Genomic DNA, 15066 nt, shown 5'->3' on the forward strand with positions numbered 1-15066 from the left:
TGGATTTTGCGTCACCGGTTGTTGGGTTAGGGTCTAAAATGGGATTAGATGCACCCATAAAGGCTTGGTGAAACGCAAAGAGATTGGGGGAACACCTATCAGGAAAGATCCGAAAATCGTTAGCAGAGTAGATGAATTGTGGGATGAACTGAACATACTACCGTAGATATAATTTGTATTGTTATTCAGGTAACAAAAACAGAAGTTTTAGCCCGGTTCATTGTTCTCATGAAATATAGCTATATGCTCAGCAAGCTATTTTTTATGAGGTTCCATTTATCCTTACCTGTTATGAATAAATGTAAGAGAAAAATAGATGACAATAAAATGTAAAGTAAAGTCGAAAACGCCACTGGCATGTAATACCTATAAGATATTATTAAGCCCTGAAGAAAAGGTACAGTTTCAGGCTGGGCAATATCTAATGATAGTGATGGGCGAAAAGGATAAACGGCCTTTTTTCATTGCGAATGCACCGAGTAATGAAGGTGATGACTTAGAGCTTCATATCGGTGCCGCTGAACATAATGCTTATGCTATTGAAGTGGTAGAGGCAATGAAGCTGGCTTTGAATAATAATAGTGAGATTGTCATCGATGTACCACACGGTGATGCATGGTTCCGTGATGATAGCAAAAGACCAGTGATGTTTAATTGCGGGTGGTACAGGATTCAGTTATACCCGTTCCATTTTGAAATATTGCATTGACCGGCAGATTAACAGGACAATCTATTTGTATTGGGAGCAAAAGATTCATGTCAGTTGTATGCGAAAGATGAGCTTAATGATATAGATGTTCAGTATCCTAATATTTCGTTTGTTCCGGTAATCGAGCAGGCTGAAGAAAACTGGACAGGTAAATTGGGAAATGTACTTGAAGCTATTGAAAGCGATTTTTCTTCATTAGAAGAGTTTGATATTTATCTGGCGGGGCGTTTTGAAATGGCTGGTGCTGCTCGTGAGCGTTTCACCCAAAATAAATCCGCAAAAAGTGAGAGGATGTTCGCTGACGCTTACTCCTTTATTTGATCCTAATGATAAGCCAGTAATTAGTGTAAATGCTTTATTCTTACTGGCTTCTGCCTCTTTTTCACCATAAAAATGAAATATTACAGATTTATGAAGAAAGTGCTTGCACATCTTCATTGAGTCCCTATAATGCCGCCTCACTGACACGGTAACTAAAATAAAATATTAGTTCGCGAAGTCAATCAGGACGGGCAATAGAGAAGTTTCAAAAAGTGTTTGACACTTGCCGTTAACTCTATAAAATGCACCTCCACTTCTTTGGTGAAAATAGCCGGAGAAAAGCTCTTTAACAATATAAACCTATCAATCTGTGTGGGCACTCGTCGGATAAACATCCAAAAGATTTTATCAATGATACGAGTGACCAAAACGAACAGGATTTTTTTTTAGAATGAATGTTTGGCACAGTCAATTCAACATAACATTACTTTTTAATAAAGTAGTGCATGTTATCAGTATTCATTGAGCCGATGCTAAGCATCAAAAAAACTTTAATTGAAGAGTTTGATCATGGCTCAGATTGAACGCTGGCGGCAGGCCTAACACATGCAAGTCGGGCGGTAACAGGAGAAAGCTTGCTTTCTTGCTGACGAGCGGCGGACGGGTGAGTAATGCTTAGGAAGTTGCCCGGTAGAGGGGGATAACCATTGGAAACGATGGCTAATACCGCATAATACCTACGGGTCAAAGCAGGGGCTCTTCGGACCTTGCGCTACCGGATACGCCTAAGTGAGATTAGCTGGTTGGTGAGGTAAGAGCTCACCAAGGCGACGATCTCTAGCTGGTCTGAGAGGATGATCAGCCACACCGGAACTGGACACGGTAGAGAATCCTACGCGCTTGAGAGAAGCAGTGGGGAATAGGCACAATGGGGGAAACTCGGGAGAAGGTACGCCCTGTATGGTGAAGGCCTTCGGATGGTAAAGCTTTCGGGAGTGAGGAAGGGCTGAACAGATTAAAAACACTGTTATTGTGCAAAATCGTAAGATGACGTATACGGTGTGACGCCTGCCCGGTGCCGGAAGGTTAATTGATGCTGTTAGACTTTGGTCGAAGCGGTTGATCGAAGCCCCGGTAAACGGCGGCCGTAACTATAACGGTCCTAAGGTAGCGAAATTCCTTGTCGGGTAAGTTCCGACCTGCACGAATGGCGTAATGATGGCCACGCTGTCTCCACCCGAGACTCAGTGAAATTGAAATCGCTGTGAAGATGCAGTGTACCCGCGGCTAGACGGAAAGACCCCGTGAACCTTTACTACAGCTTGGCACTGAACATTGAGCCTACATGTGTAGGATAGGTGGGAGGCTATGAAACACAGTCGCCAGATTGTGTGGAGCCATCCTTGAAATACCACCCTTGTATGTTTGATGTTCTAACTTGGTCCCCTAATCGGGGATGAGGACAGTGCCTGGTGGGTAGTTTGACTGGGGCGGTCTCCTCCCAAAGAGTAACGGAGGAGCACGAAGGTGGGCTAATCACGGTTGGACATCGTGAGGTTAGTGTAATGGCATAAGCCCGCTTGACTGCGAGAGTGACGGCTCGAGCAGGTGCGAAAGCAGGTCATAGTGATCCGGTGGCTCTGAATGGAAGGGCCATCGCTCAACGGATAAAAGGTACTCCGGGGATAACAGGCTGATACCGCCCAAGAGTTCATATCGACGGCGGTGTTTGGCACCTCGATGTCGGCTCATCACATCCTGGGGCTGAAGTCGGTCCCAAGGGTATGGCTGTTCGCCATTTAAAGTGGTACGCGAGCTGGGTTTAGAACGTCGTGAGACAGTTCGGTCCCTATCTGCCGTGGGCGTTGGAAGATTGAAGGGGGCTGCTCCTAGTACGAGAGGACCGGAGTGGACGAACCTCTGGTGTTCGGGTTGTGATGCCAATCGCATTGCCCGGTAGCTAAGTTCGGAATCGATAACCGCTGAAAGCATCTAAGCGGGAAGCGAGCCCTGAGATGAGTCTTCCCTGGCACTTTAAGTGTCCTGAAGGGTTGTTCGAGACCAGAACGTTGATAGGCAGGGTGTGTAAGCGTTGTGAGGCGTTGAGCTAACCTGTACTAATTGCCCGTGAGGCTTAACCATACAACACCGAAAAGGTTTTGGCGGACTCAAGAGAGAATCTTGGTTGTGGGTTGAGAATAAGACAGCTTTCTGAATTAACGAATTTGCCTGGCGGCCATAGCGATTTGGACCCACCTGACTCCATGCCGAACTCAGAAGTGAAACGAATTAGCGCCGATGGTAGTGTGGGGTTTCCCCATGTGAGAGTAGGACATCGCCAGGCTTTTATTTTGCTTGCTTATTGATTTAAGCAAGTCACCATAAGACTTTAAAAAAGATTAGAGTTTTATGTTGACTTTCAAAGTGGGTAGCGTATTATACGCGTCCTGCTTAAGTGCTAACGCACTGAAAGCAAAGCTCTTTAACAATATAAACCTATCAATCTGTGTGGGCACTCGTCGGATAAACATCCAAAAGATTTTATCAATGATACGAGTGACCAAAACGAACAGGATTTCTTTTTAGAATGAATGTTTGGCACAGTCAATTCAACATAACATTACTTTTGATAAAGTAGTGCATGTTATCAGTATTCATTGAGCCGATGCTAAGGCATCAAAAAACTTTAATTGAAGAGTTTGATCATGGCTCAGATTGAACGCTGGCGGCAGGCCTAACACATGCAAGTCGGGCGGTAACAGAAGAAAGCTTGCTTTCTTGCTGACGAGCGGCGGACGGGTGAGTAATGCTTAGGAAGTTGCCCGGTAGAGGGGGATAACCATTGGAAACGATGGCTAATACCGCATAATACCTATGGGTCAAAGCGGGGGCTCTTCGGACCTTGCGCTACCGGATACGCCTAAGTGAGATTAGCTGGTTGGTGAGGTAAGAGCTCACCAAGGCGACGATCTCTAGCTGGTCTGAGAGGATGATCAGCCACACTGGAACTGAGACACGGTCCAGACTCCTACGGGAGGCAGCAGTGGGGAATATTGCACAATGGGGGAAACCCTGATGCAGCCATGCCGCGTGTATGAAGAAGGCCTTCGGGTTGTAAAGTACTTTCAGCAGTGAGGAAGGGTGACAGATTAATACTCTGTTATTTTGACGTTAGCTGCAGAAGAAGCACCGGCTAACTCCGTGCCAGCAGCCGCGGTAATACGGAGGGTGCGAGCGTTAATCGGAATTACTGGGCGTAAAGCGCATGTAGGTGGTTGATTAAGTCAGATGTGAAAGCCCGGGGCTTAACCTCGGAATCGCATTTGAAACTGGTTGGCTAGAGTACTGTAGAGGGGGGTAGAATTTCAGGTGTAGCGGTGAAATGCGTAGAGATCTGAAGGAATACCGGTGGCGAAGGCGGCCCCCTGGACAGATACCTGACACTGAGATGCGAAAGCGTGGGGAGCAAACAGGATTAGATACCCTGGTAGTCCACGCCGTAAACGATGTCTACTTGGAGGTTGCGGCCTTGAGCTGTGGCTTTCGGAGCTAACGCGTTAAGTAGACCGCCTGGGGAGTACGGTCGCAAGATTAAAACTCAAATGAATTGACGGGGGCCCGCACAAGCGGTGGAGCATGTGGTTTAATTCGATGCAACGCGAAGAACCTTACCTACTCTTGACATCCAGAAAATCCTTTAGAGATAGAGGAGTGCCTTCGGGAATTCTGAGACAGGTGCTGCATGGCTGTCGTCAGCTCGTGTTGTGAAATGTTGGGTTAAGTCCCGCAACGAGCGCAACCCTTATCCTTGTTTGCCAGCACTTCGGGTGGGAACTCCAGGGAGACTGCCGGTGATAAACCGGAGGAAGGTGGGGACGACGTCAAGTCATCATGGCCCTTACGAGTAGGGCTACACACGTGCTACAATGGCGTATACAGAGGGCGGCCAACTTGCGAAAGTGAGCGAATCCCAAAAAGTACGTCGTAGTCCGGATTGGAGTCTGCAACTCGACTCCATGAAGTCGGAATCGCTAGTAATCGTGGATCAGAATGCCACGGTGAATACGTTCCCGGGCCTTGTACACACCGCCCGTCACACCATGGGAGTGGGCTGCAAAAGAAGCAGGTAGTTTAACCTTCGGGAGGACGCTTGCCACTTTGTGGTTCATGACTGGGGTGAAGTCGTAACAAGGTAGCGCTAGGGGAACCTGGCGCTGGATCACCTCCTTACACGATGATGATTATTGTCGAGTGTTCACACAGATTGATACGGTTTACATTATCGAGAGCACCGTTAAACCTCTGCCCTCATTGCGAGCAGAGACTTTTTGTGTCCCGTTCGTCTAGAGGCCTAGGACACCGCCCTTTCACGGCGGTAACAGGGGTTCGACTCCCCTACGGGATACCATCTTTAAGTGTTCTTTTCTTTATGAATGGGAAGAGAATGGTTAAACATGGTTCTTTATGAATCACGCTCTTTAACAATTTGGAAAGCTGACAAAGCAGTTTTGTTTTTTTAAACAAAATTGTTTGTAAAAGTTCTCAATACTTTCTTGTATAAGAAAGACCAACACAATCAAGTGTTCTTGGAAATTGAGTCCGGCAATATCATAGTCTGCCGCATGTATAAAAATGGCAGACAAATCTTGGTGACAAGACCACATTCCGAAACTTTTTCGGGTTGTATGGTTAAGTGACTAAGCGTACATGGTGGATGCCTTGGCAGTCAGAGGCGATGAAGGACGTACTAACTTGCGATAAGCTCAGATGAGGCAGTAAGAGCCACCTGAATCTGAGATTTCCGAATGGGGAAACCCACTTACAGCAGTAAGTATCATTAAGTGAATACATAGCTTAATGAGGCGAACCGGGAGAACTGAAACATCTAAGTACCCCGAGGAAAAGAAATCAACCGAGATTCCGAAAGTAGCGGCGAGCGAAATCGGAGTAGCCCTTAAGCTGATACAGTGTCAGGTGAAGTGTCTGGAAAGGCACGCGATACAGGGTGACAGCCCCGTAACTGACGGCATTGTATGAGTGAAATCGAGTAAGGCGGGACACGTGATATCCTGTTTGAAAATGGGGGGACCATCCTCCAAGGCTAAATACTCCTGACTGACCGATAGTGAACCAGTACCGTGAGGGAAAGGCGAAAAGAACCCCTGTGAGGGGAGTGAAACAGAACCTGAAACCGTGTACGTACAAGCAGTAGGAGCCTACTAGTTAGGTGACTGCGTACCTTTTGTATAATGGGTCAGCGACTTATATTCAGTGGCAAGGTTAACCGATTAGGGGAGCCGTAGCGAAAGCGAGTGTTAACTGCGCGTTTAGTCTCTGGATATAGACCCGAAACCGAGTGATCTAGCCATGGGCAGGTTGAAGGTTGAGTAACATCAACTGGAGGACCGAACCGACTAATGTTGAAAAATTAGCGGATGACCTGTGGCTAGGGGTGAAAGGCCAATCAAACTCGGAGATAGCTGGTTCTCCCCGAAAGCTATTTAGGTAGCGCCTCGGACGAATACTACTGGGGGTAGAGCACTGTTAAGGCTAGGGGGTCATCCCGACTTACCAACCCTTTGCAAACTCCGAATACCAGTAAGTACTATCCGGGAGACACACGGCGGGTGCTAACGTCCGTCGTGGAGAGGGAAACAACCCAGACCGCCAGCTAAGGTCCCAAATTACAGCTAAGTGGGAAACGATGTGGGAAGGCTCAGACAGCTAGGATGTTGGCTTAGAAGCAGCCATCATTTAAAGAAAGCGTAATAGCTCACTAGTCGAGTCGGCCTGCGCGGAAGATGTAACGGGGCTAAGTTGTAAACCGAAGCTGCGGCAATGCGATTTATCGTATTGGGTAGGGGAGCGTTCTGTAAGCCGCTGAAGGTGTGTGGTAACGCACGCTGGAGGTATCAGAAGTGCGAATGCTGACATGAGTAACGATAATGGGGGTGAAAAACCTCCACGCCGGAAGACCAAGGGTTCCTGTCCAACGTTAATCGGGGCAGGGTAAGTCGACCCCTAAGGCGAGGCTGAAAAGCGTAGTCGATGGGAAACGGGTTAATATTCCCGTACTTCTTACTGTTGCGATGGGGGGACGGAGAAGGCTAGATGAGCCTGGCGATGGTTGTCCAGGTTCAAGTGCGTAGGCTTAAGAGTCAGGTAAATCCGGCTCTTTTTAAGGCTGAGACACGACGTCGAGCCACTAAGGTGGTGAAGTCATTGATGCCATGCTTCCAGGAAAAGCCTCTAAGCTTCAGACAGTAAGGAATCGTACCCCAAACCGACACAGGTGGTCGGGTAGAGAATACCAAGGCGCTTGAGAGAACTCGGGTGAAGGAACTAGGCAAAATGGTACCGTAACTTCGGGAGAAGGTACGCTCCTGATGGTGAAGTCCCTTGCGGATGGAGCTGACGGGAGTCGCAGATACCAGGTGGCTGCAACTGTTTATTAAAAACACAGCACTGTGCAAAATCGTAAGATGACGTATACGGTGTGACGCCTGCCCGGTGCCGGAAGGTTAATTGATGCTGTTAGACTTTGGTCGAAGCGGTTGATCGAAGCCCCGGTAAACGGCGGCCGTAACTATAACGGTCCTAAGGTAGCGAAATTCCTTGTCGGGTAAGTTCCGACCTGCACGAATGGCGTAATGATGGCCACGCTGTCTCCACCCGAGACTCAGTGAAATTGAAATCGCTGTGAAGATGCAGTGTACCCGCGGCTAGACGGAAAGACCCCGTGAACCTTTACTACAGCTTGGCACTGAACATTGAGCCTACATGTGTAGGATAGGTGGGAGGCTATGAAACACAGTCGCCAGATTGTGTGGAGCCATCCTTGAAATACCACCCTTGTATGTTTGATGTTCTAACTTGGTCCCCTAATCGGGGATGAGGACAGTGCCTGGTGGGTAGTTTGACTGGGGCGGTCTCCTCCCAAAGAGTAACGGAGGAGCACGAAGGTGGGCTAATCACGGTTGGACATCGTGAGGTTAGTGTAATGGCATAAGCCCGCTTGACTGCGAGAGTGACGGCTCGAGCAGGTGCGAAAGCAGGTCATAGTGATCCGGTGGCTCTGAATGGAAGGGCCATCGCTCAACGGATAAAAGGTACTCCGGGGATAACAGGCTGATACCGCCCAAGAGTTCATATCGACGGCGGTGTTTGGCACCTCGATGTCGGCTCATCACATCCTGGGGCTGAAGTCGGTCCCAAGGGTATGGCTGTTCGCCATTTAAAGTGGTACGCGAGCTGGGTTTAGAACGTCGTGAGACAGTTCGGTCCCTATCTGCCGTGGGCGTTGGAAGATTGAAGGGGGCTGCTCCTAGTACGAGAGGACCGGAGTGGACGAACCTCTGGTGTTCGGGTTGTGATGCCAATCGCATTGCCCGGTAGCTAAGTTCGGAATCGATAACCGCTGAAAGCATCTAAGCGGGAAGCGAGCCCTGAGATGAGTCTTCCCTGGCACTTTAAGTGTCCTGAAGGGTTGTTCGAGACCAGAACGTTGATAGGCAGGGTGTGTAAGCGTTGTGAGGCGTTGAGCTAACCTGTACTAATTGCCCGTGAGGCTTAACCATACAACACCGAAAAGGTTTTGGCGGACTCAAGAGAGAATCTTGGTTGTGGGTTGAGAATAAGACAGCTTTCTGAATTAACGAATTTGCCTGGCGGCCATAGCGATTTGGACCCACCTGACTCCATGCCGAACTCAGAAGTGAAACGAATTAGCGCCGATGGTAGTGTGGGGTTTCCCCATGTGAGAGTAGGACATCGCCAGGCTTTTATTTTGCTTGCTTATTGATTTAAGCAAGTCACCATAAGACTTTAAAAAAGATTAGAGTTTTATGTTGACTTTCAAAGTGGGTAGCGTATTATACGCGTCCTGCTTAAGTGCTAACGCACTGAAAGCAAAGCTCTTTAACAATATAAACCTATCAATCTGTGTGGGCACTCGTCGGATAAACATCCAAAAGATTTTATCAATGATACGAGTGACCAAAACGAACAGGATTTCTTTTTAGAATGAATGTTTGGCACAGTCAATTCAACATAACATTACTTTTGATAAAGTAGTGCATGTTATCAGTATTCATTGAGCCGATGCTAAGGCATCAAAAAACTTTAATTGAAGAGTTTGATCATGGCTCAGATTGAACGCTGGCGGCAGGCCTAACACATGCAAGTCGGGCGGTAACAGAAGAAAGCTTGCTTTCTTGCTGACGAGCGGCGGACGGGTGAGTAATGCTTAGGAAGTTGCCCGGTAGAGGGGGATAACCATTGGAAACGATGGCTAATACCGCATAATACCTATGGGTCAAAGCGGGGGCTCTTCGGACCTTGCGCTACCGGATACGCCTAAGTGAGATTAGCTGGTTGGTGAGGTAAGAGCTCACCAAGGCGACGATCTCTAGCTGGTCTGAGAGGATGATCAGCCACACTGGAACTGAGACACGGTCCAGACTCCTACGGGAGGCAGCAGTGGGGAATATTGCACAATGGGGGAAACCCTGATGCAGCCATGCCGCGTGTATGAAGAAGGCCTTCGGGTTGTAAAGTACTTTCAGCAGTGAGGAAGGGTGACAGATTAATACTCTGTTATTTTGACGTTAGCTGCAGAAGAAGCACCGGCTAACTCCGTGCCAGCAGCCGCGGTAATACGGAGGGTGCGAGCGTTAATCGGAATTACTGGGCGTAAAGCGCATGTAGGTGGTTGATTAAGTCAGATGTGAAAGCCCGGGGCTTAACCTCGGAATCGCATTTGAAACTGGTTGGCTAGAGTACTGTAGAGGGGGGTAGAATTTCAGGTGTAGCGGTGAAATGCGTAGAGATCTGAAGGAATACCGGTGGCGAAGGCGGCCCCCTGGACAGATACCTGACACTGAGATGCGAAAGCGTGGGGAGCAAACAGGATTAGATACCCTGGTAGTCCACGCCGTAAACGATGTCTACTTGGAGGTTGCGGCCTTGAGCTGTGGCTTTCGGAGCTAACGCGTTAAGTAGACCGCCTGGGGAGTACGGTCGCAAGATTAAAACTCAAATGAATTGACGGGGGCCCGCACAAGCGGTGGAGCATGTGGTTTAATTCGATGCAACGCGAAGAACCTTACCTACTCTTGACATCCAGAAAATCCTTTAGAGATAGAGGAGTGCCTTCGGGAATTCTGAGACAGGTGCTGCATGGCTGTCGTCAGCTCGTGTTGTGAAATGTTGGGTTAAGTCCCGCAACGAGCGCAACCCTTATCCTTGTTTGCCAGCACTTCGGGTGGGAACTCCAGGGAGACTGCCGGTGATAAACCGGAGGAAGGTGGGGACGACGTCAAGTCATCATGGCCCTTACGAGTAGGGCTACACACGTGCTACAATGGCGTATACAGAGGGCGGCCAACTTGCGAAAGTGAGCGAATCCCAAAAAGTACGTCGTAGTCCGGATTGGAGTCTGCAACTCGACTCCATGAAGTCGGAATCGCTAGTAATCGTGGATCAGGATGCCACGGTGAATACGTTCCCGGGCCTTGTACACACCGCCCGTCACACCATGGGAGTGGGCTGCAAAAGAAGCAGGTAGTTTAACCTTCGGGAGGACGCTTGCCACTTTGTGGTTCATGACTGGGGTGAAGTCGTAACAAGGTAGCGCTAGGGGAACCTGGCGCTGGATCACCTCCTTACACGATGATGATTATTGTCGAGTGTTCACACAGATTGAAGGTTTATGTTATTAAGAGACGATACTGGGTCTGTAGCTCAGGTGGTTAGAGCGTTCGCCTGATAAGCGAGAGGTCGGTGGTTCAAGTCCACTCAGACCCACCAATTCACATTGAATTGAAGCGGTATCGACACCTGATGGGGCTATAGCTCAGCTGGGAGAGCGCCTGCCTTGCACGCAGGAGGTCTGCGGTTCGATCCCGCATAGCTCCACCATCTTTAAGTGTTCTTTTCTTTGTGAATGGGAAGAGAATGGTTAAACATGGTTCTTTATGAATCACGCTCTTTAACAATTTGGAAAGCTGACAAAGCAGTTTTGTTTTTAAACAAAACTGTTTGTAAAAGTTCTCAATACTTTCTTGTATAAGAAAGACCAACACAATCAAGTGTTCTTGGAAATTGAGTCCGGCAATATCATAGTCTGCCGCATGTATAAAAATGGCAGACAAATCTTGGTGACAAGACCACATTCCGAAACTTTTTCGGGTTGTATGGTTAAGTGACTAAGCGTACATGGTGGATGCCTTGGCAGTCAGAGGCGATGAAGGACGTACTAACTTGCGATAAGCTCAGATGAGGCAGTAAGAGCCACCTGAATCTGAGATTTCCGAATGGGGAAACCCACTTACAGCAGTAAGTATCATTAAGTGAATACATAGCTTAATGAGGCGAACCGGGAGAACTGAAACATCTAAGTACCCCGAGGAAAAGAAATCAACCGAGATTCCGAAAGTAGCGGCGAGCGAAATCGGAGTAGCCCTTAAGCTGATACAGTGTCAGGTGAAGTGTCTGGAAAGGCACGCGATACAGGGTGACAGCCCCGTAACTGACGGCATTGTATGAGTGAAATCGAGTAAGGCGGGACACGTGATATCCTGTTTGAAAATGGGGGGACCATCCTCCAAGGCTAAATACTCCTGACTGACCGATAGTGAACCAGTACCGTGAGGGAAAGGCGAAAAGAACCCCTGTGAGGGGAGTGAAACAGAACCTGAAACCGTGTACGTACAAGCAGTAGGAGCCTACTAGTTAGGTGACTGCGTACCTTTTGTATAATGGGTCAGCGACTTATATTCAGTGGCAAGGTTAACCGATTAGGGGAGCCGTAGCGAAAGCGAGTGTTAACTGCGCGTTTAGTCTCTGGATATAGACCCGAAACCGAGTGATCTAGCCATGGGCAGGTTGAAGGTTGAGTAACATCAACTGGAGGACCGAACCGACTAATGTTGAAAAATTAGCGGATGACCTGTGGCTAGGGGTGAAAGGCCAATCAAACTCGGAGATAGCTGGTTCTCCCCGAAAGCTATTTAGGTAGCGCCTCGGACGAATACTACTGGGGGTAGAGCACTGTTAAGGCTAGGGGGTCATCCCGACTTACCAACCCTTTGCAAACTCCGAATACCAGTAAGTACTATCCGGGAGACACACGGCGGGTGCTAACGTCCGTCGTGGAGAGGGAAACAACCCAGACCGCCAGCTAAGGTCCCAAATTACAGCTAAGTGGGAAACGATGTGGGAAGGCTCAGACAGCTAGGATGTTGGCTTAGAAGCAGCCATCATTTAAAGAAAGCGTAATAGCTCACTAGTCGAGTCGGCCTGCGCGGAAGATGTAACGGGGCTAAGTTGTAAACCGAAGCTGCGGCAATGCGATTTATCGTATTGGGTAGGGGAGCGTTCTGTAAGCCGCTGAAGGTGTGTGGTAACGCACGCTGGAGGTATCAGAAGTGCGAATGCTGACATGAGTAACGATAATGGGGGTGAAAAACCTCCACGCCGGAAGACCAAGGGTTCCTGTCCAACGTTAATCGGGGCAGGGTAAGTCGACCCCTAAGGCGAGGCTGAAAAGCGTAGTCGATGGGAAACGGGTTAATATTCCCGTACTTCTTACTGTTGCGATGGGGGGACGGAGAAGGCTAGATGAGCCTGGCGATGGTTGTCCAGGTTCAAGTGCGTAGGCTTAAGAGTCAGGTAATCCGGCTCTTTTTAAGGCTGAGACACGACGTCGAGCCACTAAGGTGGTGAAGTCATTGATGCCATGCTTCCAGGAAAAGCCTCTAAGCTTCAGACAGTAAGGAATCGTACCCCAAACCGACACAGGTGGTCGGGTAGAGAATACCAAGGCGCTTGAGAGAACTCGGGTGAAGGAACTAGGCAAAATGGTACCGTAACTTCGGGAGAAGGTACGCTCCTGATGGTGAAGTCCCTTGCGGATGGAGCTGACGGGAGTCGCAGATACCAGGTGGCTGCAACTGTTTATTAAAAACACAGCACTGTGCAAAATCGTAAGATGACGTATACGGTGTGACGCCTGCCCGGTGCCGGAAGGTTAATTGATGCTGTTAGACTTTGGTCGAAGCGGTTGATCGAAGCCCCGGTAAACGGCGGCCGTAACTATAACGGTCCTAAGGTAGCGAAATTCCTTGTCGGGTAAGTTCCGACCTGCACGAATGGCGTAATGATGGCCACGCTGTCTCCACCCGAGACTCAGTGAAATTGAAATCGCTGTGAAGATGCAGTGTACCCGCGGCTAGACGGAAAGACCCCCGTGAACCTTTACTACAGCTTGGCACTGAACATTGAGACCTACATGTGTAGGATAGGTGGGAGGCTATGAAACACAGTCGCCAGATTGTGTGGAGCCATCCTTGAAATACCACCCTTGTATGTTTGATGTTTCTAACTTGGTCCCCTAATCGGGGATGAGGACAGTGCCGTGGTGGGTAGTTTGACTGGGGCGGTCTCCTCCCAAAGAGTAACGGAGGAGCACGAAGGTGGGCTAATCACGGTTGGACATCGTGAGGTTAGTGTAATGGCATAAGCCCGCTTGACTGCGAGAGTGACGGCTCGAGCAGGTGCGAAAGCAGGTCATAGTGATCCGGTGGCTCTGAATGGAAGGGCCATCGCTCAACGGATAAAAGGTACTCCGGGGATAACAGGCTGATACCGCCCAAGAGTTCATATCGACGGCGGTGTTTGGCACCTCGATGTCGGCTCATCACATCCTGGGGCTGAAGTCGGTCCCAAGGGTATGGCTGTTCGCCATTTAAAGTGGTACGCGAGCTGGGTTTAGAACGTCGTGAGACAGTTCGGTCCCTATCTGCCGTGGGCGTTGGAAGATTGAAGGGGGCTGCTCCTAGTACGAGAGGACCGGAGTGGACGAACCTCTGGTGTTCGGGTTGTGATGCCAATCGCATTGCCCGGTAGCTAAGTTCGGAATCGATAACCGCTGAAAGCATCTAAGCGGGAAGCGAGCCCTGAGATGAGTCTTCCCTGGCACTTTAAGTGTCCTGAAGGGTTGTTCGAGACCAGAACGTTGATAGGCAGGGTGTGTAAGCGTTGTGAGGCGTTGAGCTAACCTGTACTAATTGCCCGTGAGGCTTAACCATACAACACCGAAAAGGTTTTGGCGGACTCAAGAGAGAATCTTGGTTGTGGGTTGAGAATAAGACAGCTTTCTGAATTAACGAATTTGCCTGGCGGCCATAGCGATTTGGACCCACCTGATCCATGCCGAACTCAGAAGTGAAACGAATTAGCGCCGATGGTAGTGTGGGGTTTCCCCATGTGAGAGTAGGACATCGCCAGGCTTTTATTTTCTGTTTATCAGAGATTCTGATGACACAGATTAGCACTTTAGCTAGCCAATGCGGAGCGTAGTTCAGTTGGTTAGAATACCGGCCTGTCACGCCGGGGGTCGCGGGTTCGAGTCCCGTCCGCTCCGCACTTGATTTTAAGCCCTGACCTTCTGGTCGGGGCTTTTTGCATTATGCGTTGTTCTTGTATTTTCACATCAGCACTCCCATACTCTTCTCCGGGCTTTCCGCCACTTTGTTTATTGTGTCTTTTCTGTCTGATGGTTGTAATTAAATAACATAATCGGACTGAAAGGCGGATTTCAGACCTCAATGAGAGAAATATACATTGCCAAGTGAAATAACCATAAAAAAGTATTGCATTCTACTGTGATGTAGGACTATACCTTAATCCCGGTAGACGAAAGAGAGATTACAACATGGCATAAGCAGCACAGATCTAGCGGTCTGATTTGCTTACAGCATCTTTTAATGAGAAGCGATTTTTACGGACAGGTAAAGAATATCAGAATGGTCCAGAAGAAACCCCGGTAGAACTGCCGGACGGTCCATTGAGTCGGGGGTGGAAATACTCTGGAGAGAATACCCCATCATCATCAGACTCACCTGTCACAAAAAGTATCGGACTACTCAACAGTATTGATCAGAATTGTCCGGTATTAAACTTTCAAATTTACTTATTTTTTACCTTATCTAATAATTCTTTTTATCCTGCTCTGATAGAAAACTCATTGTTATGCCATTTTTTTGTAACTGCGCAATATCTTCTGAAGTTAATCTGGCTTTGGGTGCCGCAATTGG

At 48.6% G+C, this 15066-nt stretch carries 4 tRNA genes, 7 rRNA genes, 1 pseudogene and 2 other annotated features; all 12 genes and pseudogenes read left to right on the forward strand.

Annotated elements, in window-relative coordinates:
- Positions 1-316 precede the first annotated feature (316 nt).
- The 12 genes and pseudogenes from fre (at position 317) to LRQ06_RS08000 (ending at position 14393) form a co-directional block, all read left to right on the forward strand.
- Positions 317-1030: pseudogene (fre, locus tag LRQ06_RS07945) on the forward strand (NAD(P)H-flavin reductase).
- A 500-nt stretch (positions 1031-1530) separates the two neighbouring features.
- Positions 1531-2224, forward strand: a sequence feature (most likely nonfunctional fraction of RNA operon).
- 2 nt (positions 2225-2226) lie between these two features.
- Positions 2227-3099 (forward strand) — a sequence feature (23S ribosomal RNA rRNA prediction is too short).
- A gap of 99 nt (positions 3100-3198) precedes the next feature.
- Positions 3199-3314: ribosomal RNA gene (gene rrf, locus LRQ06_RS07950) — 5S ribosomal RNA — on the forward strand.
- A gap of 343 nt (positions 3315-3657) precedes the next feature.
- Positions 3658-5200, forward strand: a 16S ribosomal RNA gene (locus tag LRQ06_RS07955).
- 102 nt (positions 5201-5302) lie between these two features.
- Positions 5303-5378 (forward strand) — tRNA-Glu (locus tag LRQ06_RS07960).
- Positions 5379-5657: 279 nt separating this feature from the next.
- Positions 5658-8547, forward strand: a 23S ribosomal RNA gene (locus LRQ06_RS07965).
- An 86-nt stretch (positions 8548-8633) separates the two neighbouring features.
- A 5S ribosomal RNA gene (rrf, locus tag LRQ06_RS07970) occupies positions 8634-8749 on the forward strand.
- A gap of 343 nt (positions 8750-9092) precedes the next feature.
- Positions 9093-10635, forward strand: a 16S ribosomal RNA gene (locus LRQ06_RS07975).
- Positions 10636-10700: 65 nt separating this feature from the next.
- A tRNA-Ile gene (locus LRQ06_RS07980) sits at positions 10701-10777 on the forward strand.
- Between the two features lie 35 nt (positions 10778-10812).
- Positions 10813-10888: transfer RNA gene (locus LRQ06_RS07985), tRNA-Ala, on the forward strand.
- Between the two features lie 277 nt (positions 10889-11165).
- Positions 11166-14058, forward strand: a 23S ribosomal RNA gene (locus tag LRQ06_RS07990).
- Between the two features lie 86 nt (positions 14059-14144).
- Positions 14145-14259: ribosomal RNA gene (rrf, locus tag LRQ06_RS07995) — 5S ribosomal RNA — on the forward strand.
- The 16S, 23S and 5S rRNA genes sit together here with 4 tRNA genes alongside, the layout of an rRNA operon.
- Before the next feature lie 61 nt (positions 14260-14320).
- A tRNA-Asp gene (locus tag LRQ06_RS08000) sits at positions 14321-14393 on the forward strand.
- Positions 14394-15066: the final 673 nt, after the last annotated feature.

The organism is Vibrio salinus, assembly GCF_021272385.1.
Classification (GTDB): Bacteria; Pseudomonadota; Gammaproteobacteria; order Enterobacterales; family Vibrionaceae; genus Vibrio; species Vibrio salinus.